The sequence below is a fragment of the Paenibacillus sp. HJGM_3 genome, from assembly GCF_045062745.1.
Lineage (GTDB): Bacteria > Bacillota > Bacilli > Paenibacillales > NBRC-103111 > Paenibacillus_AA.
In genome coordinates this window covers 68,976-88,723 of sequence record NZ_JBJGED010000010.1, presented here as the reverse complement: position 1 = coordinate 88,723, position 19,748 = coordinate 68,976, and the positions used below count along the sequence as shown (strand labels likewise).

The following is a 19,748-nucleotide window of genomic DNA, read 5'->3' as shown; positions in this document are numbered from 1 at the left end:
GTTACTTTGGAGTGCGGCAAAGTCGTGAGGCAGAGCTGTAGTTTAAAAAAGTTACTTTGGGAGCTCCAATAAGCGGGAATAAGTCGGAAATGTTACGGGCCGGAAAGCGGGGCCGATAGCGGGATAAGTCGGAAATATCGTGTTATAGGTCGCGAAAGCGAGGCTGAAATGCAGTCGGCAGCAAAGCAAAAGCGGAGCGGAGCAGAACTGTTCTACTCTACTCCGCCACCCAATACCCCATCGAGCCCCGGCACAAGCGCCTTACGCCAGCACGAGCTGGCCGTTCGCCCGCGCCTGTGCGAATGCCGCACTGCCGATGACGCCGGCGTCGTCGTTCATCTCCGCCAGACGGATGTCCATCCGATCCAGATACATCGGATGGACGATCCCGTGCAGCCCGCGGCGCAGCGGCGCGAGCAAGCGCTCGCCGGCATTGGCGGCCCCTCCGCCAATAACGATCACATCGGGGCTCCACAGCGGAATCGCGTAGCTGAGCCCCTTCGCCAGCATGTAGCCGACGAAGTTCATCACTTCGACGGCCAACTCGTCCCCCGCGTCATACGCGCGGGAGATATCGGCGGCCGTGAGGGCCGCCCGCTGCTCGGCGTCGGGGAACCACTCGCCGAGCAGGCTGGCCCGGTCGGCCTCGAGATGTTCGCGGGCGATCCGTGCCATGCCCGTCGCCGACGCGATCGTCTCCAGGCAGCCGTGCAGCCCGCAGCCGCAAGGGGCGCTCTCGCCCTCCATCACGATATGGCCGATCTCGCCGGCCTGGAAGCCGCCTCCATAATATTGGCGGCCATTGTTGATCATCGCCGCCGCGATGCCGGTGCCGAGCGTGATGCCCATGACGTGGGCATAGCCTCGCCCCGCACCGCGTACCGCTTCGCCGTAGATGTACATCTTCACATCGTTGTCGATGTATACCGGAATGCCGCCCAGAAGCCCGCTTAGGTGTTCGGTGACCGGCACGTTATGCCACTTCAAGTTCCCCGCGAAGATCGCCACGCCCCGCACCGGATCCACGATACCGGGATTGCCCATTCCGACGGCGGTCAATTGCTCGCGACCTGCGCCCTCCGCCTGGAGCAGCTCATCGATCATCGCGGTAATATGCGATAACACGTAATCGGAGCCATTCGCGGCTCCCGTAGGCTTCTTGACCTTGCGAAGCAGCTCCAGCTCTTCATTCAGCAGCCCGCATACAATATTCGTCCCGCCGATATCGACCCCGACGACATAACTCATTTTCCGGCCCCTCTCCATGACAATGGTTGTATAAGTAATGAAGCTTCAGTCCGCTACATGGACGCGAATGTGGAGACGATCCAGCTCTTGTTGAAATTCCGCATGGAGCGGCGCATCCGTGATACAGGCGTGAGCGGCTGACAGAGGCGCAATCGAGAAGAGCGAAACCCGGCCGACCTTCGTCCGATCGAATACCGCGAATGTCTGGTCCGCGCGCTTGATCAGCATTTTAGCGATTTGAGCTTCCGACTCGGAATACGTGGTCATCCCTTTCCCGGCCGCGACTCCGTCAATGCCAAGGAACATTTTGCCGATATTCAAGCTCGAGATCACTTGCTCGGCAAGAGGCCCGCACAGCTCGAAGCTCTTATGGCGCAGCACGCCGCCCGCCACCACCACCTGGATATCGTCGCTGTCCGCCAGCTCCATCGCGATGTTGATCGCGTTCGTCACGACCGTTATCCCTTTGCGGTTCTTGATCGCCCGCGCAATATGGTACGTCGTCGTTCCGCCGGAGAGACCGATCACATCGCCTTCCACGATGAGCGAAGCCGCCTTCAGGGCGATACGTTCCTTTTCGAGCCACGAGATCGTCGTCTTCTCCTGGAACGACACCTCCCGAGCCGGATGGTGCCCGTCGTAGATCGCTCCGCCGATCGTGCGAATGATCGATTCCGTCTTCTCCAGCACGTCCAGATCGCGCCGCGCCGTCGCTTCCGAGCAATGCAGCTTGTCCACCAGCTCCTGGACCGTCACTCTCCCGTTCTGCTTCAGCATCGCCACGATTTGCTCCCGGCGTTGATCGCCTTTGGACGGCAATTGTGCGCCCATCTTCCGTTCCTCCATCCTGCGCTTGCAATCCTGCTCTCTTCAGTATATGAAAAAGGATTGATCCTTTCAATCACAATTGTGATCGTATCGCTCAAATAGAATAATGGACATGTTATAGAAATTCAAAACGCTATCATCCTATGTTACAATAATGGGGTTGCTTAATAACAGGATAAAGACAAGTGGAGACAAACCGGAGTATAGACTAATGTAGGGAGGGCTTTATTCATGTTGGAACAACAAAACGATATCATCCCGGCAAGCGCTGCCAATCCGAATTTAAAAAACTACGAGGACGCGCGCGCTTCCTTTGATTGGACCGAAGTGGAAAAGCAGTTCAGCTGGTACACGACGGGCAAGGTGAACATGGCTTATGAGGCGATCGACCGTCACGCCGAATCGAGCCGGGCGAACAAGGTGGCGCTCTACTACAGCGACGCGTCCCGCGACGAGAAGTATACGTTCGCCGATATGAAAGCGAATTCGAACAAGTTCGGCAACGTGCTGCGCAAGATCGGCGTAGGCAAGGGCGACCGGATATTCATCTTCATGCCGCGTACGCCGGAGCTGTACTTCGCTCTGCTCGGCTCGCTCAAGGTAGGCGCGATCGTAGGCCCCTTGTTCGAAGCGTTCATGGAAACCGCCGTCCGCGACCGTCTGGAGGACAGCGAAGCGGTCGCGATCATCACGACGCCTTCGCAATTGTCGCGCGTCCCGGTGAGCCAGCTCCCGCACTTGAAGCATGTGATCCTCGTCGGCTCGGATATCGACACGTCCGTCGCGGGCCAAGTGGACTACCATAAAGAGATGGCCGGCGCTTCCGACCAGCTCGACATCGAGTGGCTGGACCGCGAGGACGGCCTCATCCTGCATTACACCTCCGGTTCCACCGGCAAGCCGAAGGGCGTGTTCCACGCCCAGAACGCCATGATCCAGCACTATTACACCGGCCGTATCGTCCTGGACCTGCAGGAGGACGACGTGTACTGGTGTACGGCCGACCCGGGCTGGGTCACGGGGACGTCGTACGGAATCTTCGCCCCATGGCTGAACGGTGCGACGAACGTCATCCGCGGCGGACGCTTCAGCCCGCAGGACTGGTACAACACGCTGCAGCGTTATGGCGTCACGGTCTGGTACAGCGCGCCGACCGCATTCCGCATGCTGATGGGCGCGGGCGACGACGTCGTGAAGCAGTATGACTTGTCCAAGGTGCGCCACGTGCTCAGCGTCGGCGAGCCGCTCAATCCGGAAGTCGTCCGCTGGGGGATGAAGGTGTACAACCAACGTATCCACGATACATGGTGGATGACCGAGACCGGCGGCCAGCTCATCTGCAACTACCCGGCGATGGCGATCAAGCCGGGCTCCATGGGCCGTCCGATCCCGGGCGTGGAAGCCGCCATCGTCGACGACGAAGGCAACGTGCTGCCGCCGTACCGGATGGGCAACCTGGCGATCAAGACGCCATGGCCGTCGATGATGCGCAAGATCTGGAACAACCCTTCGAAGTACGCGGAGTACTTCCGCTTGACCGGCTGGTACGTGTCCGGCGACTCGGCCTACATGGACGAGGACGGCTACTTCTGGTTCCAGGGCCGCGTCGACGACGTAATCAACACGTCCGGCGAGCGCGTAGGGCCGTTCGAGGTCGAGAGCAAGCTCGTCGAGCATCCGGCCGTCGCCGAAGCCGGCGTCATCGGCAAGCCGGACCCGCTGCGCGGAGAAGTGATCAAGGCGTTCATCTCGCTGCGCGAAGGGTTCCAGCCGTCCGACGAGTTGAAGGCCGACATCGCGAAGTTCGTCAAGGAAGGGCTGTCCGCCCATGCCTCGCCGCGCGAGATCGAGTTCAAGGATAAGCTGCCGAAGACGCGCAGCGGCAAGATCATGCGCCGCGTGCTGAAGGCCTGGGAGCTCGGCCTGCCGACCGGCGACCTGTCGACGATTGAAGATTAATTCCATATTCGCACAAAAAAAAGGCGTATTCCCATTAAATGGATTTACGCCTTTTTTTTATGAAGGTCCTAAGTGATTCAGGATTCGCTCCTTTATTCCATTATCCCTTTCGCTCAGAACGACGTTACTGCCTAAACGATTGCCACTCGGCAGGCGCTCAGACGATCCTGAGCAGAAGGGATAGTGGCTATAAGAGTGAAACTACAAGCAACTCCGGGTCTTTTGGCGGGAAGCGAGGTAACGCTCAAGCCCCGAACCGCTGGCGGTACCCGCACCGCCGGCACATCTCCTCCACCGCCTCGCGCCGCGAGAAGCCTTCGACGAGCCGGGTCGCACGTTCGCCCTCTACGATGACCGAGAACGGGGTCTCGTGCACGTTGCCGAGCTTGATGACACCTTCCCCATCGAGGCAGCAGGGAACGACGGTTCCGTCCGAGAGAACGGCCGCATGGCTGCGCAGAGCGTGACAGAAGCCCTTGCCGTCGTCCTCCGGCGCCTGCAGGCTGGGCCATTGGAACTCGATGTCTTGGTTCAAGTACACATGTTCCGCGATTTTAACCCCATGACCCGGCAGCACCTTCTCCTCGATCCGATAATCGAGACCGAATTCCTTCTCCAGCAGCGCGAGCGTCTCCCGATTGCGCTGTTTTTCGGCGTTCGTGGCATTATTCGGAGCCAAGTTCCACAACCGGAAGGAGAAAAGCACGTTATACACCGAAGCCTCCCGAACGAAAGCGAAAATATTCGCCAGGTACCCTTCCCGATTTTCCGAACCGATATGGCCGTCGAAGCTGTGCAGCGAGAAATTCATTTGCCGCAAAGCGGGCTTGCCGAGAATTTTGGGCCCGGCTTTGTGGATAAGGGTTCCGTTCGTCGTGATGTTGACTTTGAACCCTTTGTCGTGGCTGATGTCGAGCAGCTCGTCAATCCGCGGATGAAGCAGCGGCTCCCCTTTCACATGCAAATAAATATGGTTCGTATGCGGCTTGATCTCATCCAGGACATGCGCGAAATCGTCCGGCTTGATGAAGGTGGCCTTCCGCTCCGTAGGCGGACAGAAGGTGCAAGCCAAGTTGCATACGCTTGTAATTTCGATGTAGACTTTTTTGAACGTTCTCAAGTGCGGTTCAATCCTTCCTGCCAGGCTCCCTGGGGAGCTTACCTCCTCGTATTATACCAGACTGGCGCCGGGACGGCCATTAAGCCGAGTACCAATAGAGCGCATATTCCGTCATGACGGAAGGCAGCTCCATCTGGCGCAGCATGGCGGTAATATTCCCGCGATGATACGTCGAATGATTGACCACCTGCAGCACCATCTCCGCGAGCTTCGTTTCACGTATTCTGGTATACGGATTATCCAGGGTGACAGTCGCCTCCAGATCAGGCAGCTCCTCAAGCCGCGCTTTGAAGACTTGGAACAGGCGGTGGAACTTCTCCTCCAGCTCTTCCAATGACATAGACTCCAATTCCGCCTGCATAGCTCTTGCCGCAGCCATCGCTTCTTGCATCGTTTGTCCCTCAATAATCCGGAACCAGGTCCATTCCACCATATAAATGTGGGCAAGCGCATGGGATACGGATGGGAATACGCTGGTAAGCGGCTGCCGGTACACGGAGTCCGAAAGCTCCTTCAAGCGGTTGATCAACGTCTGAGTGGCCCAGCAATTGAAATCGTACATTTGGATCGCGTAATGGGACATAGGTTCATTCCTCCGATACAGTTTGGTTCCCTACGCGGGGATACAATCAGCATAGCAGAGGTCCCATGACAACGGCTGTCAGTCAAGTTCAAACTTGTCATTTGCGACCACTCATGGGGGCAGAGCTGGATGGGAAAGCTACTTCTTGTGCACCTTATGCTTTCGATTCCCATTCCACATGAACCCAGAGGGGGAGAACATGAAAAGATTTTTCGCAATCGCAGCCGCCTTCGTTATCGGTACGATGGTGATGCTCAATTACAACAAGCCCGCAAAACGGGCGGTCCCCGGTCCGAGCCCAAGTCCGCACGTCATGTCGAGTCCGGGCCCGCACATCCTGTCGACTCCGGCTCCGCATATCGATGACAAGCCTCGGGCATCCTCGATCGCTCTTTCGGATACCGGAACCATCAAGAAGCTGGACACGACGGGCGCCATGCCTTGGATGCCGGGCACAGGGAATCCATTGCAGGGCTTGATCCCCGGAGGTGGGGCATCGCCGAACATGCCGACGGCTCCAGGGACACCTGGCACGACGCCAATAGCTCCGGCTCCGGGCACGAACGTGCCGACCGCTCCGGGGGTACCGGGCTACCCGGCGATCCCGGGCGTTCCGTATCCAGGATTCACCACCCCGATCGGCGGGAATTATCCAGGCGGGACGGCGCCCACTACACCAGCGAGACCGACTACGCCGACTACACCGGTTGCGACGCCGGCTCCTACGGCCAGTCCGCCTGCGTCCGATCGAACCTCGACGGGTGACTTTGAGCAGCAGGTGCTGCAATTGGTCAACTCCGAGCGTGCGAAGGCCGGCATGGGCGCACTCGCCATGGACGCCGCCCTCAGCCGTGTAGCCAAGGCGAAGGCCGAAGACATGTACAACAACAATTATTTCGACCACAATTCCCCGACGTACGGGTCGCCGTTTGATATGATGAAGAAGTTCGGAATATCGTTCCGTTCCGCTGGGGAGAATATCGCCAAAGGGCAGACAAGCCCTCAGCAAGTCATGAATGATTGGATGAACAGCCCCGGGCACCGGGCCAACATTCTCAATACCAGCTACACGAAGATCGGCATTGCCTTTTACAACGGGGAATGGGTCCAGGAATTTACGGGGTAAGCCGCACGAACAAAAAGAAAGACCTCTGAAGGGCGATCCCCTCAGAGGTCCTTGGTGCGTTGACCGAGTTTTAGTCGTTTCGGCCTAGCTGCTGCTCGATGAGCGTCCAGCCTTCGTCACAGGAAGGACTGTTCCGATGCGGCACGAAGCCGTAGTTCAAATACAGATTCACTGCCCGCCAGCTCGTCGTCTGGGTCGTCAGGTAGGCGCTCGTGTGCCCCAGCTCCGCCAGCACGCGCAAGGCGGCCGAGAGAAGCGGCTTCGCGAGCTTCCTGCCCTGCGCCTCGGGTACGATGCCGACCCAGTGAATACGGCCCTGGGGCTCGCCGAACGTATCGCCGCGCCACGCCGTAGCAGTCCCTATGGCGTTGCCCTCGGGGTCGAACAGGAACAGACAGCGCTGCTTCACTTCGTCTATGTGCGGGCCATACTCGCGCTGGAAATGCTCCAGGGCGGCTTCCCGTTCACGGAACTCGCCCGCCCGCGTCTCGATATCGGCCCAGAAGTGCTCGTCGCCAGGCTGGTACAGACTTATCCGGTAGCCTTCCGGCAAAGCCGCTTCAGGAATATCGTGCAAATGCTCGCGCTGCATGGCTAGCGAGATGTGTTTCATCAGGGTCCCCTACGCTCCCTACAGCTTCACGGTAGCGCCGGTCTCCCGGCTCTCGTTCGCCGCTTCGATGAAGCGCACGAGCTCCAGCGTCTCGGAGAAGTCGATCGCCGCCTTCCGCTCGCCGAACAGCACCATGATGCGCTCGAGCAAGCTCGCGTAGTACGGCTTCGGATTGGAGTATACGTCGACGTATTGCGTGGCCTTCTCGCGGTGCACCATCGCTCCGAACTTGTTGTTGCCTCTGCGGTTGCCGCGAACCGTCCCGAGCCGTCCGTCCGCCCAGCGGCCGACGATAATATCGTGGTCGTCGTTCGTGGTCACCGTGACGCTCTCGCAGCCTTTGCCGAAGGCCGCATACAGCATCTCCACGGAATGGATACCGTACCAGAAAAAGCCGCGCTGCGTAGGCTGGATCGCCATCGGCCCGAACGTATCCACGCCGAGGATGCCGCCATTCTCCGTATCCGCGAGCACCTCCAGCAGCCCTTCCGCATAGCGGAGCGCCGACGTGCTCATGACCGGGACGTTGTGCTTAGCGGCGAGTGCCGCGATCTGACGCGCGTCTTCGGACGTAATCGCGAGCGGCTTGTCGATGTACACCGGCTTGCCGAACGGAGCGATCTTGGCGAACTGCTCCAGATGCACGCGACCGTCTACGGATTCCAGCAAAATAGCGTCGGACAATTCCGCAACCGCTTCCACAGAATCGACGATTTGCGCGCCGTAAGTGTCGCGCAGCGTGTTCGTGAATCCTTCCACCCGCGAGATGCTCAGTTCGAAGTCCGGCGAGCCTCCGGGATAAGCGACGACCACTTTCCCTCCAGGCACATGGTACTGATGACTGGCATCGTTCAGCAGCTGGGTAAACGCCGTGACATGGGAAGTATCCAGCCCGATAATCCCGATTTTGATCGTGTTCGACATTTTAAACTCCTCCTCCGCGTTTCGAAACGTTTTATCGTACCAGTTCGTTCAGGAATGACAGGCGGTAAATTTGCTTCGGCCTGCCCTTGGACTTGCCCTTCTCTTCCCCGATAATCTCGATCAGCCCGCTGTCGAGCCAGGCGAGCAGGAACCGGTGCGTGCTCCGCACCGTCACGCCCAGTACGGACGCCAAGTCCTGCGCCGTATAGTCGATCTTGCCGAAGCGCGTAACATGGGCGACGAGCTTGCTCATGTAGCCGGACGTAAGCCCCGCCTCCTCGGCCCGCTTCAGCAGCGTCGCGTCGATGAGCGACAGGTCGTACTCGTGCGGATGGGTCATCTCCAGCGGCCCGATCACACTCTTGTCCTCGCGGACGATGAAGCAGATGTCGCCGCCCGTCTCCTTCGAATTGCGCAGCGCGAGCCGCGCATGCGTCCCCGCCTCGTTGGCCGACCGGCCGAAGCCGATGCCGATGCTGAGGCTCAGGCCGTAATACTTCTCGACGATACGGGCGAGCGGGATCGACTTGTAGCCGTACGTCTCACGCTCGAAGATGCCGCGCGTCGTAATGAACAAATACTCGTTCCCGCCCAGGTGGGTGAGATGCCCGTCCAGCGACTCCACATAACCGAGCAGCATCCGATGAATGTCCAGCTTCAGCCGCTGCACCTCGTGCTCGGAAGAGCGCTTGTTCGCGACGCGCTCGAAATCGTCCACATGGATGAAGCCGACGACGATCTGCGATTCCTTGCTGCGGCGTGTCTCGGTCGACAGAAGCGAGCGCTCCAGCGAGACGATGATGTCCTGCTCGGTCGGCTGCATCCACTCGTTCGGGATACCCAGCTCCGTCAAGGCGGCGGCGATTGAGCCTACACCGGTCAGCACCGCTTGGGTCTTGCCGCTGCGAAACAGCTCCTCGTGGAAGGCGAGCAGACTTTGCCAGCTCACGAATTCCGCCCCGTTCGAATATTCCAGCATGCCCGGGGTCTCTCCCAGTTCCCGATAAGCGCGCTCTACGACTTGCCGGGAGATCGTGTCGACCGACATGTTCTGTAGACCATGCCGCTTCTCCATGCGGAACAACGCCCGATAGAGCCCTGAGCCGGTGAGCGGCACGTAGTGAGCCGGGATGCGGAAATTGACCTTCTCCACGGCCAGCCGGTACGGCACCGGGCCGGAGAAGAGCAGCACCTCGACTTGCTCCTGATCCATCAGCTCGCGAGCCAGCTCGGGCGCTTCCTCCTCCTGCCGGTACACCCTGGAGACCGGATCGAACGAAGGGAATCCCTTGAGACAATGATTCATTTTTTCCACAAGCTCTTCGGGACCGATAATGCCTATCGCGATCCCTTTCGTTTCTGAGTTGTTCGAATCCGGCATGGTCCGCCTCCAAGAGTGAGTGTGATCGCCATCTCGCCGCCCGTACGCAGGCTTGCTCGGCGCAAGCTCGCTGAGCGTCCCTCGCTTAACCGGCGCTCAACCGCTTCAGCGCCACGGCAGCGAGCAGGGAGGCGCCGAGCGGCAAGCATTCCTCATGCAGCGTGAACTTCGGATGGTGCAGCCCGAACGCTTGCTCCGCGCCCTCCTGCGGACCCGAGCCGAGCCAGAAGAAGCAGCCCGGCACTTGCTGCAGGTAGATTGCGAAGTCTTCGCCGGCGAGCGTCGGAGCCGCCTCCACCCGGTTGTCCCGGCCGATCAGGGCATCCGTCACCTGCTCCACATGCGCGACGCACGCATCGGTGCTGACCAGCACCGGAGACATCTCGGTATACGTGACCTTCGCCTTGCAACGGTACGCCTCAGCGATGGAACCGGCCAGCCGCTCGATTCGCTCTTGCATCGTGCGTTGGACATCCGGGTGGAACGTCCGGATCGTGCCCGTCAGCTCCGCCCGATGCGGGATGACGTTGTACGCATCCCCGGCGTGCAGCTTGCCGATCGTGACGACGACCGGCGAGAACGGGGAGATCTCCCGGCTCACCGCCGTCTGCAGGCCCATGACGATCGCGGAGCCCGCGACGACCGGGTCGATCGTCTGGTCCGGGATGGCGCCGTGACCGCCCTTGCCTTCCAGCGCGATGTCGATCCGATCGACCGAGCCCATCAGCGAGCCGAAGCGGGTGGCGACCTTGCCGGCGGCGAGCGTAGGGAGGTTATGCAGGCCGTAGATCTCGTCCACGCCGTCCAGCACGCCGGCCTCCACCATCAGCCGTGCGCCGGCATTGATCTCCTCGGCAGACTGAAAGATGAAACGCACGCGGCCGCGGAGCTTGTCCTTCTGCTCCGCGAGCAGACGCGCCGCACCGAGCAGCATCGTCGTGTGCGCGTCATGCCCGCAGGCGTGCATCACGCCGGCCTTCTCCGAGGCGAACGGCAAGCCCGTCTCCTCTTGGATCGGCAGCGCATCCATATCGGCCCTCAGCGCGACGGTAGGTCCGGCGACAGGGCCGATCAGGTCGGCGATCATCCCATGCGCGCCCATGCCGGTGCGCACCTCGTAGCCGAGCGCCCGGAGCTCCGCCGCCACCTTGGCTGCGGTCTCGGATTCCTGAAGGCTAAGCTCCGGATTACGGTGCAGATCGCGGCGAAAGGCGACCAATTCTGACTCCAATTGCCGGCCCGCGTCCAACAAGCCTTCGAATACGGCGGAAGAACTGGAACTTGCTGCAGACATACGTCTCACCTACCTTCGTGTTCTTGCTAATTATCATTCTAAGCCGATGGCGTCGGTTCCTGCCCGCTCGCCGATTTACTTTTGCCTTTGCGATACAGCTGATTCATAATTTCCTTGCCGGTCGGAGTTTGCGCCAAGCCGCCCTTCGCCGTCTCCCGGTGGGATTCCGGCATCGCGCTGCCGACCTCGAGCATCACCTGGATCACCTCGTCGGAAGGGATCACGCTGCGGACGCCTGCGAGCGCCATATCCGCCGCCGCCAGGGCGTTCACCGCGCCGAAGCCGTTGCGGACGATGCAAGGAATCTCGACGAGCCCGCCGACCGGGTCGCAAATGAGGCCGAGCGTGTTCTTCAGCGCCAGGCCGACGGCATGCGCCGCCTGTCCCGGCGTTCCGCCGCGCAGCTCGACCATCGCGCCGGCCGCCATGCCGATCGCCGAACCGACCTCCGCCTGGCAGCCGCCTTCCGCGCCGGACACGAACGAATTGTTGGCAATGACATAGCCGATCGCGCCGGCCGCGAACAGCCCCATCACGAGCTTGTCGTCGTCCCAGCCGAACCGCTTCTGGCTGCTGACGAACACGCCGGGGATGATGCCGCATGAGCCGGCGGTCGGGGTGGCGATGACGCGGCCCATCGAGGCGTTGACCTCCGACACCGCCAGCGCGTTCGCCATCGCTTCACACGCCACTTCGCCTACAGCGGCCTCATTCGCTTCCATGTAGCTCATAACCCGCTGAGCGTCCCGGCCGGTCAGCCCGCTGCGCGAGGTCGTATCCTCAGTCAGCCCTTTGCGGACCGCTTCCTTCATAATCTGGTAATAATCCGCCATCTTGGCGAATTCCTGCGCCTCCGACCGGCCCGACTCCCGGGCTTGTTCCGCCAGCATCATCTGGCCAATCGACTTGCCTTCCTGCTCGCATAGCTGCACCAGCTGCTTCAGTGTACGAAACCTCATGGCGTGCTCCCTTCCGTGAGATCGACTTTCCTCACTTCGCGGACGGTCGGCAGCTGCTCGATCTCGGCGATCAGCTGGCCGGTGATCGTCCCGTCCACATCGATTACCGTAACCGCTTCACCGCTGCGGCCTTTGCGGTCGACGGACATATGTCCGATATTGACGCTGTCCCGGCTCAGCAGCCTCGTAAATTCTGCGATCATGCCCGGACGGTCCTCGTGGAAGATCACGAGCGTCGGGTACATCGCGGTGAATTTCACGTCAAAATCGTTGACGCCCAGCACCTCGATATTGCCTCCTCCGATCGAGGCGCCGACGACGGCGGCTTCCCGCTCTCCGGCCCGTACGATAAGCTTCGCCGTATTCGGGTGGGGAAACTGGCCTTTGCCTGGACGGAACTCGATGGAGACGCCGAGCGACTCGGCAATGCCGATCGAGTTCGGAATACGCGGATCGTCTGTGTCGAAATCGAGCAGCCCGCCTACGATCGCCAGGTCCGTCCCATGGCCTTGATACGTATCGGCGAACGAACCGTACAACAGGATTTGCGCTTCCTCCGGCAGCTCGCCCAGTACGTGCCGGGCCACCCGGCCGATGCGGACGGCGCCCGCCGTATGCGAGCTGGAAGGACCGACCATAGCCGGGCCGATAATCGAAAACACATCTTTGAAACGCATCCGTGATCCCCTCGTCTTCTCTTGCTCTCACATTGTATAGTATGCCAATCATTCCCGATTGGATTAATCTAGCGGCAGCTAGTGCGGCTGGAGCCCGGCACTGGACGCGATAAACGGACAGCATGAATCGTTCACTGTCCGTCTGCTACCGCTCAGGCCTCTACTTCAGCCATTCGCTCAAGTTCGCTTTTACGAAATCGTCGTCGTTCAGGTGAGGATAATCGGCGTACATCCGGTCGATCTCCTCGGATTGTCCCGGCGACAGCACCTCGTGCGGATTGAGGCACCAAGTGCCCAGCATGAGCCCTTGACGGCGCAGCACCTCGTGAATGCCCGGGATGCAGCCCGCGAAATTATGGGCCGGATCGAAGAACGCCGCATTCGTCTCGGTCACTTCGATGTTGCGGGTCAGCCACTCGGCAGACAGCGTAGCGTCATTCCGGACTTGCTTCACTTCTTCCAGCAGCTCGACCGCCTTCTTCGTCCAGACGCACCAGTGGCCGAGCAGACCGCCTACGATCTTCTTCTCCACGGTCTTGCCGTCCACTTGGAACCGGTAAGTCGTGAGCAGGTCATTGACGATATTGTCGTCATTGCCCGTATACAAAGCGATCTCTTCGCGACGGCTCGAGTAGCATACCGCACGGACGACGTCGATCGTCTGGTAGCGGTTGAACGGCGCGATCTTGATCGCGACCACGCCCTCGATCTCGGCGAGCTGGCGCCAGAAGTTGAAGCTGAAGATCCGGCCGCCTACCGAAGGCTGCAGGTAGAAGCCGACGACGTTGATCACTTCGGCAACGGCGCGGATGCGCTCCAGGTGCTGCTCTTCCGTCCATTCCTTCAGCCCGCCCATGCTGACGAGACCGGCATCATAGCCGAGGCGCACGGCGGTGGCCGCTTCCTTGAGCGCTTGCTCGGTCGGCCCGCAAATCCCGGCGATTTTCAGAAAAGGACGATCCAGGTTCGCCCGATCCACCTCTTCGGCGGCGAGCTTCAGCACCGGCTCATACAGATTGAATTGAGGCTCGCGGATCTCGAACTGCGTCGAGTGCACCCCTACTGCGACACCGCCGGCGCCGGCGGCGATATAGTAGCGGGTCAGCGCCCGTTGGTGACGCTCATCCAGCTTGCGGTCTTCGGTCAGGGCGAGCGGCTGGGCCGGAATGACGAGCCCGTCGTGCAGCGCCTTCACTTGCTCGGAGCTCAAAGGTTTGCGTGCCATGGCTTAATATTTCCCCTCTCTTTCCTGGAAGTGAGTCGGCTTGTTCCAAGTCTTGCCGTCGATGAGCACCCACTCGGCGATCCAGTCGATCATCTGAAGCAGGCTGACGCGAGGATAACCGAACGTTTTGTGTGCCTTCGAGCAGTTGCTGAGCAGCGCGGTGTCGGCTTCCTGGCCGACGATATTCGCTTCCACGCCGAAACGCTTCGCGAACTCTTGGGCCACCCAACGAAGCGAGACCGTCTCCGGACCGGACATATTGAATACCGCCGGAGGCGTGCTGCACACATTCAAGCAGCGGATCGCCCACTCGTTGGCGTCGCCTTGCCACACGACATTCGCATGCCCCATCGTGACGTCGATCGGCTGGCCGCTCTTGACGGATCTCGCCATCTCGAGCAAGACCCCGTACCGCAGGTCAATCGCATAATTCAACCGATAGATGGCCATCGGGATTTGATATTTGTGGGAAAAGCTTTCGAACACGCGCTCCCGGCCGAGGCAAGACATGCCGTACTCGCCGTTCGCCCCCGGAGGCGTGCTCTCCGTCGCCCCGCCCGAATAAACCGGGGTCAGCGGGTAAACATTACCAGTAGAGAAAACGACGATGCGCGAATTGCGATATTTCTCGGCTACGCGGCCGGGCAGGTACGAATTCATCGCCCATGTGAAATGCTCGTTGCCCGTCGTGCCGAACTTGTTGCCGGCCATATAAATCACGTTCTTCACGTCAGGGAGCTGCTGGAGCTGGTTGTCGTTCAGCAGGTCCACTGCGATCGTCTCGATCCCGTCCGCTTCCAATTCGGCTTTCAGCTCTTTGTCGGAGAAGCGGGACGCGCCGTAAATCTTCTTGCTAACGCCGGCTTGCTTCAGCGCGTTCTGAGCGAGACGAGCAAGGCTCGGGCCCATCTTTCCGCCGATGCCCAGCAGCATGATATCCCCATCAATTGCGGCAATGTCCCGGACGAGCGCCTCTGAGGGCTCCGCCAATTTGGCTTCCAGTTCACTAATCGTTTTCATAAGTGCTCCCTTCAAAACGTGAAATTTTCGTGTTCCTGTCTCTATCTTAAAGGATGGGTGAAATTAGAGACAAGTCTATAAAGGGTCCATAAATCCGGGCGTAAAATGTCTCAAAATGGTCTGTAAATCCGGCGGAAATTCCGCCATAATTCCAGTCTAGATCAAGCTTCCCGCGACCGCGTTGTGGAAGCGGGCGCGCAGACTCGCGACGGATTTCTCGCGTCCATAATGGACCCGGTTCGTCAGCAGCACGATGGTGAGCTCGAGCTCCGGATCAACATACAGGCTCGTGCCGGTGAAGCCGGTGTGTCCGTAGGCGGCACGGGAGAGCAGGTCGCCGGAGGCGTCGAACGGATCGCCCGCCAGCACCCAGCCGAGGCCGCGATGGCCGGGGCTGAGCGCGCCCGTGTGGCTGCGCACGGCGGCCCGCACTGTGGCGGGCGCCAGCACGCGCGTGCCGTCCGGCGCGGCGCCCGCGCCCAGCCACATCGCGGCGTAGCGCGATAGGTCGTCCGCCGTGGCGAACAGCCCCGCATGGCCGCTTACACCGCCCATGGCGTAGGCGTTCTCATCGTGCACCGCGCCGATGCGGAACGCTTGCGCCGCCGCGTCCCACTCGGTGGGCGCGATCAGGCTTGGCGCAGCCGCCGGCGCTGGGGCGCCTGCAGGCGGCAGCGGGCGGTAGCCGCTCGCGCGCATGCCGAGCGGCTGCAGGATGTGCCGCTGGGCGGCTTCCGCCAGCGGCAGGCCGTGCGCGCGCGCGGCCAGCTCGCCGAGCACGATGTAGCCCAAGTCGCTGTAGACGACTTGGGCGCCGGGCTCGTGCTGGAGCGGCTCGGCGAGGACGCGCGCGACGATCTCGTCGCGCGTCCAGCCGTGCGCGTGCAGGTTCATATACGGCCGCAGTCCGGCCGTATGGGTGAGCAGGTGGCGGATCGTCACCGCCGCCTTCTGCGGCTCCGCCTCGGCGAAGGCGGGGAAGGTCGCCGCCACCGGATCGTCCAGCCGCAGCCGGCCTTGCTCGAGCAGCTGCAGGACGAGCGGCAGCGTGACGACGACCTTCGTCAGCGAAGCGCAATCGTACAGCGTGTCCGGCTGTACGGGCACCGGCGGCCGGTCGCTCGTCCCCGCGCTCCCGGCCATGTACGTGATCGTGCGGCCACGGCGCCCGATCACGGCGATCCCGCCAGGCGTGATGCCGGCCTCGATGTCGCGGTCCAGGCAGGCGAACGCCCGATGCAGCCGGTGTGGGTCGAGGCCCATCGCCTCGGCGTGTTCGAGTCCCTCCGAGCGGGTGTATTCAGGCTTGGTCATAAGTTCGTTCTCCTCTACTTTTATACTTGCTTTAGTCTAGTACCTTAAGTCTAGTATAACCGCAAACTGGCAGGCATCGCGCCACAACATTTTCTACCTTTTCTAAGTCCATTCCACTGCCACGGCAAACAAAAAAGTCACCTACAAAGTGACCTGTGGTAAAATATGACTTGTACAACTGAGCTTGGGTGGGATAGGCTGCCTCCGGAAGGAGGTGAGGCCTATGTCGTTTTCGACATCGGAAGTAATCATGCTAGGAATGTTTCTCCTCGCTTTGCTTACTTACCTGAAACGAAAATAACCCGCCTAGGTTAGCGCCAGGGACACGGGTTATTTTCATGAGGCATTATTTTGGAGGTTGCCCATCCAAGTGTTGTGCGGGAACCGAGTGGCGACTCGGTTCTTACTCTCTATTCTTATGTTACCTCATCCGCTTTATACATAGCAAGGTTCAACCAAGGAACTTTGCTAGAATTTTGATGACGGAGGTTCAATTCTGCATGAACCCCATGACTTTGATCCAATATATGTATTTCCTGGGCTTAGGGGCTATCGCCTCAGGCCTCTATCTTATGGTCGTCTACGCCATTCTGGGCGATGCCGTCGAGATAATCCCCATAAACCTCCGCTCGCACCAGCCTCCACCATTTATCTAGCTTCAATCCACCAAGGCGGCCGGCCGCTTCACCATCTTCCGGTATTCCAACGGGGACATGCCGGTTACCTCTTTGAATTTCCGGTTGAAGTGAGACACGTTCGCGAAGCCGACGAGCCCGGCGACCTGAATGATTTTGTGACGCGTCTCCCGAATGAGCCGCTGCGCCTCCCGAATCCGGACCGTATTCAAGTATTCCGTGAAGGTGAAGCCGGTCTTCTTCTTGAACAAACGCGCGAAATGATAGGGGCTGATATAAAAACGGCTCGCGATCGTGTCCAACCGCAAAGGTTTGTCGTATTGCTCATTGCAATAGGCGATAATCTCGGCGAATTTGGCGTCTCCCGCCCCGCCCGGGCTCGGCCTCGCCGGCTGCTCCGCCATTCTCCGCGCGGCGAAGACCAGCAGCTGCACCAGCAACGCCCCGATGCTCGCATCTCGACCGGGCCGGTCCGCTTCGGCGTACTCCTGCTCCAGCTGGAACAGCAGCTGCTCCACATAGCTCTGCTCCGCCATCGGAAGCTCCAGCATTTTGGTCGTTCCGTGAAACGGCGTCATAAGAAACGCATACTGATCCGCCCCGCCGCATGCTTCCACGTAGCTGTCCTTTACGTACACCAGCATCCGCTCATGCTCCGGTCCAGCTCTGTCTACGGTTTTGTGGATGTCGTTTTTGCTGATGAACAGCAGACAGCCCTTCTTCAAATCATAGCTTCGATTTTCGATATAATACGTACGTTCTCCACCGAGCAAATAGTAGATTTCATAGTCCTCATGATAGTGATACTTCGCCATCGTGGAGGGCTTCGTTCGCTTGACGCGCTCGATGATAAAATCCTCCTCCGTCACCCGCTTCATCCGTTCCCGCCCCCTATTTACTATCCCCTTCACCACATCTTAGAGGATTCAGAGCAAGATATGCAAACTTTTTCGGAAAGTAGCAAGAATGCAGTAGAATCCTGACACTTTTATGGAATACGATAGAGGCAAATCTTCCAATTGCGAGGTGCCCCGATGAGAAAACGATACGCCGTGTGCGGAGTGAGCAACCGGGCGATCCACATGTTCCTGAAGCCGATGCTGACGACCTTCTCCGAGCAGGCCGAGCTGGTCGCGCTGCTGGACGTCGATCCCGCCCGGTTCGAGGTGTTCCGTCAGAAACACCCGGATCATGGACACATCCCAGGCTACGCCCCGGACGACTTCGACCGCATGGTCGCCGAGACACGCCCGGACGTCATTCTGGTTGCGAGCCGCGACGATACGCACGCTCGCTATATTATTCAGGCTCTGGAGCACGACCTGGACGCCGTCTGCGAGAAGCCGATGGCCACGACTGGCGCGGATTGCCGGGCGATCCTCGACGCGGAAGCGAACAGCAAAGGCAAAGTGACGGTCACATTCAACTACCGGTACACGCCTGTCCATACCCGAATCAAGGAATTGATCCTGGAAGGACGGATCGGCCGCATCACGTCCATCGACTTGAATTGGTACATCGACACATTCCATGGATCGAGCTATTTCCAGCGATGGAACCGCATGCGCCAGTATTCCGGCGGGCTGTCGATTCACAAGAGCTCGCACCATTTCGACCTGGTCAACTGGTGGACCGGTCAGAAGCCGGTCGAAGCTTTCGCCTATGGCGCGTTGAATTATTACGGGGCGGAGGGCGAGCTGAATCCGAAGAAGGAAGACGGCCGGCACTGCCAAACATGCGATGTGAAGCGAGACTGTACGTACTATTCCCGCTGGCATAGCCGCAGCCGGGACCTGCAGGTGAAGGACGACCATATCGGCATCATGGACAACGTCAGCAAGGTGAAGCCGTACACGAACTACAGTCCAGATATGTGTATCTACGATTCGAAGATCGACATCGAGGATACGTATACGGCCACCGTGCGGTACGATCAGGGCGCGCTGCTCAGCTATTCGGTCAATTTCTCCCTGCCGTACGAGGGCTACCGGTTGGCAATCAACGGCACGAAGGGGCGGATCGAAACACAAGAATACCATGCCCCGGAACGGATTCCGTTCCCGACGCCGATCCAGACTATCGACTACATCCCGTTGTTCGGCTCCAAGGAAACGATTCACGTCGTGCAGCGTGAAGGCGGCCATGGCGGCGGCGACCCGGTACTGCTAGAAGACGTGTTCCTCGGACCGGATCCATACCGGACATATCCGATTTTGTCCGGCTCTTCGGACGGCGCGTACTCGATCTCGACGGGCGAAGCGGTATGGCGGTCGGTGAAGGAGAATCGGCCGATCCGGATCGACGAGGTGCTGGGGGCTCCGACCTTGGTGCGCGGTTAAGGCGTTAGAAAGAAGAAGCGGCGATATTGGAGTTGGGGCTCAAAACCCATATCCATACCGCCGCTTGTTTATTATTTAATCGTCGTAAAACACCATGTGCGTCTTCTCCGACTTGTAGTACTCGAGCCGATCCCTCAGGGTGCCCGTATGGAGCTCGAATTTGTGGCCGTCCGGATCCGTGAAGTAGACGGATCGCCGGTCGCGCTCCTCTCTCGCTCGGCCTTCGAGGATCGCGGCGCCGCACTCTTCCAGCCTCTGCACCCATCGGTAGAACTCCTCATCTAGGACAGAGAACGCGATATGCGTATAGGACCGGTGAATTTCCGTTCGCGGAATGTCCTTCTCCGTGTTCAAGGCCAGCCAGATTCCGTTCAAATCGAAGTAGGCCAAGCTCCTCCCCTTCACCAAAAGCTTCGCTCCCAGCACCGTTTCATAGAACTGTATGGAAGCCTCGAGATCCGATACGGAGAACAGCAAATGATTGAGGCCTTGGATTTGCATGC

The 19,748-nt window shown here is 59.8% G+C and carries 18 protein-coding genes; 3 read left to right on the top strand and 15 right to left on the bottom strand.

The features are described 5' to 3' along the window. Positions 1-261: 261 nt before the first annotated feature. Complete coding sequence (locus tag ACI5FR_RS13310) at positions 262-1,248, bottom strand: ROK family protein (RefSeq protein ID WP_405455009.1); 987 nt, start codon at positions 1,246-1,248, stop codon at positions 262-264. 45 nt (positions 1,249-1,293) lie between these two features. Continuing rightward, entirely contained in the window at positions 1,294-2,079 is a 786-nt protein-coding gene (locus tag ACI5FR_RS13305) for a DeoR/GlpR family DNA-binding transcription regulator (protein WP_405455008.1), read from the bottom strand. Positions 2,080-2,307: 228 nt separating this feature from the next. On the opposite strand from ACI5FR_RS13305, the gene acsA reads away from it, so the two are divergent. Next, on the top strand, positions 2,308-4,035 hold the full coding sequence (gene acsA, locus ACI5FR_RS13300; protein ID WP_405455007.1) for an acetate--CoA ligase: 1,728 nt from the start codon (positions 2,308-2,310) through the stop codon (positions 4,033-4,035). Positions 4,036-4,279: 244 nt separating this feature from the next. Here acsA and ACI5FR_RS13295 read toward each other — a convergent pair whose 3' ends face one another. Then, positions 4,280-5,155 (bottom strand): radical SAM/SPASM domain-containing protein, encoded by an 876-nt coding sequence (locus tag ACI5FR_RS13295; protein ID WP_405455006.1) that lies wholly within the window; start codon positions 5,153-5,155, stop codon positions 4,280-4,282. 79 nt (positions 5,156-5,234) lie between these two features. After that, positions 5,235-5,738, bottom strand: coding sequence for a DinB family protein (locus ACI5FR_RS13290; RefSeq protein ID WP_405455005.1), 504 nt, complete (start codon positions 5,736-5,738; stop codon positions 5,235-5,237). Between the two features lie 199 nt (positions 5,739-5,937). Here ACI5FR_RS13290 and ACI5FR_RS13285 point away from each other — a divergent pair, with 199 nt between their 5' ends. Further along, complete coding sequence (locus ACI5FR_RS13285; RefSeq protein WP_405455004.1) at positions 5,938-6,864, top strand: CAP domain-containing protein; 927 nt, start codon at positions 5,938-5,940, stop codon at positions 6,862-6,864. Positions 6,865-6,934: 70 nt separating this feature from the next. Here the strand turns inward: ACI5FR_RS13285 and ACI5FR_RS13280 are convergent, their stop codons facing one another. From ACI5FR_RS13280 to ACI5FR_RS13235, 10 genes are all read right to left on the bottom strand, one after another. Next, positions 6,935-7,477 carry a GNAT family N-acetyltransferase gene (locus ACI5FR_RS13280; protein ID WP_405455003.1) on the bottom strand — a complete coding sequence of 181 codons (543 nt, stop codon included), beginning with the start codon at positions 7,475-7,477 and terminating at the stop codon, positions 6,935-6,937. An 18-nt stretch (positions 7,478-7,495) separates the two neighbouring features. Further along, positions 7,496-8,401, bottom strand: coding sequence for a Gfo/Idh/MocA family protein (locus tag ACI5FR_RS13275; protein ID WP_405455002.1), 906 nt, complete (start codon positions 8,399-8,401; stop codon positions 7,496-7,498). A gap of 31 nt (positions 8,402-8,432) precedes the next feature. Further along, positions 8,433-9,782: a helix-turn-helix domain-containing protein gene (locus ACI5FR_RS13270; RefSeq protein ID WP_405455001.1), complete on the bottom strand. Its 1,350-nt coding sequence runs from the start codon at positions 9,780-9,782 to the stop codon at positions 8,433-8,435. Positions 9,783-9,867: 85 nt separating this feature from the next. Then, positions 9,868-11,076, bottom strand: a complete 1,209-nt coding sequence (locus tag ACI5FR_RS13265) for a M20 metallopeptidase family protein (RefSeq protein ID WP_405455000.1) — start codon at positions 11,074-11,076, stop codon at positions 9,868-9,870. A gap of 38 nt (positions 11,077-11,114) precedes the next feature. Then, the gene (gene sdaAA, locus ACI5FR_RS13260; RefSeq protein WP_405454999.1) at positions 11,115-12,035 is read right to left on the bottom strand and encodes an L-serine ammonia-lyase, iron-sulfur-dependent, subunit alpha; all 921 of its coding nucleotides are present in this window, start codon (positions 12,033-12,035) and stop codon (positions 11,115-11,117) included. After that, positions 12,032-12,712: an L-serine ammonia-lyase, iron-sulfur-dependent subunit beta gene (sdaAB, locus tag ACI5FR_RS13255; protein WP_405454998.1), complete on the bottom strand. Its 681-nt coding sequence runs from the start codon at positions 12,710-12,712 to the stop codon at positions 12,032-12,034. The genes sdaAA and sdaAB overlap by 4 nt, the downstream gene beginning before the upstream one ends. Before the next feature lie 160 nt (positions 12,713-12,872). Next, a complete protein-coding gene (locus ACI5FR_RS13250; RefSeq protein ID WP_405454997.1) occupies positions 12,873-13,937 on the bottom strand; it encodes a dihydrodipicolinate synthase family protein in 1,065 nt (354 codons plus the stop codon). 3 nt (positions 13,938-13,940) lie between these two features. Continuing rightward, positions 13,941-14,957: an NAD-dependent epimerase/dehydratase family protein gene (locus ACI5FR_RS13245; RefSeq protein ID WP_405454996.1), complete on the bottom strand. Its 1,017-nt coding sequence runs from the start codon at positions 14,955-14,957 to the stop codon at positions 13,941-13,943. 156 nt (positions 14,958-15,113) lie between these two features. Then, on the bottom strand, positions 15,114-16,271 hold the full coding sequence (locus ACI5FR_RS13240) for a serine hydrolase domain-containing protein (RefSeq protein ID WP_405454995.1): 1,158 nt from the start codon (positions 16,269-16,271) through the stop codon (positions 15,114-15,116). Between the two features lie 658 nt (positions 16,272-16,929). Continuing rightward, the gene (locus ACI5FR_RS13235; RefSeq protein WP_405454994.1) at positions 16,930-17,784 is read right to left on the bottom strand and encodes a helix-turn-helix domain-containing protein; all 855 of its coding nucleotides are present in this window, start codon (positions 17,782-17,784) and stop codon (positions 16,930-16,932) included. 156 nt (positions 17,785-17,940) lie between these two features. On the opposite strand from ACI5FR_RS13235, the gene ACI5FR_RS13230 reads away from it, so the two are divergent. After that, positions 17,941-19,245: a Gfo/Idh/MocA family protein gene (locus tag ACI5FR_RS13230; protein ID WP_405454993.1), complete on the top strand. Its 1,305-nt coding sequence runs from the start codon at positions 17,941-17,943 to the stop codon at positions 19,243-19,245. A 75-nt stretch (positions 19,246-19,320) separates the two neighbouring features. Here the strand turns inward: ACI5FR_RS13230 and fosB are convergent, their stop codons facing one another. Beyond that, positions 19,321-19,746, bottom strand: coding sequence for a metallothiol transferase FosB (fosB, locus tag ACI5FR_RS13225; RefSeq protein WP_405454992.1), 426 nt, complete (start codon positions 19,744-19,746; stop codon positions 19,321-19,323). Between the last annotated feature and the right edge of the window lie 2 nt (positions 19,747-19,748).

What these genes read in the sequence shown, in the direction of transcription:
- ACI5FR_RS13270 (WP_405455001.1), bottom strand. Translation starts at nt 9,782, where the DNA reads ATGCCGGATTCGAACAACTCAGAAACGAAAGGGATCGCGATAGGCATT.
- ACI5FR_RS13240 (WP_405454995.1), bottom strand. Translation starts at nt 16,271, where the DNA reads ATGACCAAGCCTGAATACACCCGCTCGGAGGGACTCGAACACGCCGAG.
- ACI5FR_RS13290 (WP_405455005.1), bottom strand. Translation starts at nt 5,738, where the DNA reads ATGTCCCATTACGCGATCCAAATGTACGATTTCAATTGCTGGGCCACT.
- ACI5FR_RS13275 (WP_405455002.1), bottom strand. Translation starts at nt 8,401, where the DNA reads ATGTCGAACACGATCAAAATCGGGATTATCGGGCTGGATACTTCCCAT.
- fosB (WP_405454992.1), bottom strand. Translation starts at nt 19,746, where the DNA reads ATGCAAATCCAAGGCCTCAATCATTTGCTGTTCTCCGTATCGGATCTC.
- sdaAA (WP_405454999.1), bottom strand. Translation starts at nt 12,035, where the DNA reads ATGAGGTTTCGTACACTGAAGCAGCTGGTGCAGCTATGCGAGCAGGAA.
- ACI5FR_RS13265 (WP_405455000.1), bottom strand. Translation starts at nt 11,076, where the DNA reads ATGTCTGCAGCAAGTTCCAGTTCTTCCGCCGTATTCGAAGGCTTGTTG.
- acsA (WP_405455007.1), top strand. Translation starts at nt 2,308, where the DNA reads ATGTTGGAACAACAAAACGATATCATCCCGGCAAGCGCTGCCAATCCG.
- ACI5FR_RS13245 (WP_405454996.1), bottom strand. Translation starts at nt 14,957, where the DNA reads ATGAAAACGATTAGTGAACTGGAAGCCAAATTGGCGGAGCCCTCAGAG.
- ACI5FR_RS13250 (WP_405454997.1), bottom strand. Translation starts at nt 13,937, where the DNA reads ATGGCACGCAAACCTTTGAGCTCCGAGCAAGTGAAGGCGCTGCACGAC.
- ACI5FR_RS13235 (WP_405454994.1), bottom strand. Translation starts at nt 17,784, where the DNA reads ATGAAGCGGGTGACGGAGGAGGATTTTATCATCGAGCGCGTCAAGCGA.
- ACI5FR_RS13285 (WP_405455004.1), top strand. Translation starts at nt 5,938, where the DNA reads ATGAAAAGATTTTTCGCAATCGCAGCCGCCTTCGTTATCGGTACGATG.
- ACI5FR_RS13305 (WP_405455008.1), bottom strand. Translation starts at nt 2,079, where the DNA reads ATGGGCGCACAATTGCCGTCCAAAGGCGATCAACGCCGGGAGCAAATC.
- ACI5FR_RS13310 (WP_405455009.1), bottom strand. Translation starts at nt 1,248, where the DNA reads ATGAGTTATGTCGTCGGGGTCGATATCGGCGGGACGAATATTGTATGC.
- ACI5FR_RS13230 (WP_405454993.1), top strand. Translation starts at nt 17,941, where the DNA reads ATGAGAAAACGATACGCCGTGTGCGGAGTGAGCAACCGGGCGATCCAC.
- ACI5FR_RS13280 (WP_405455003.1), bottom strand. Translation starts at nt 7,477, where the DNA reads ATGAAACACATCTCGCTAGCCATGCAGCGCGAGCATTTGCACGATATT.
- sdaAB (WP_405454998.1), bottom strand. Translation starts at nt 12,712, where the DNA reads ATGCGTTTCAAAGATGTGTTTTCGATTATCGGCCCGGCTATGGTCGGT.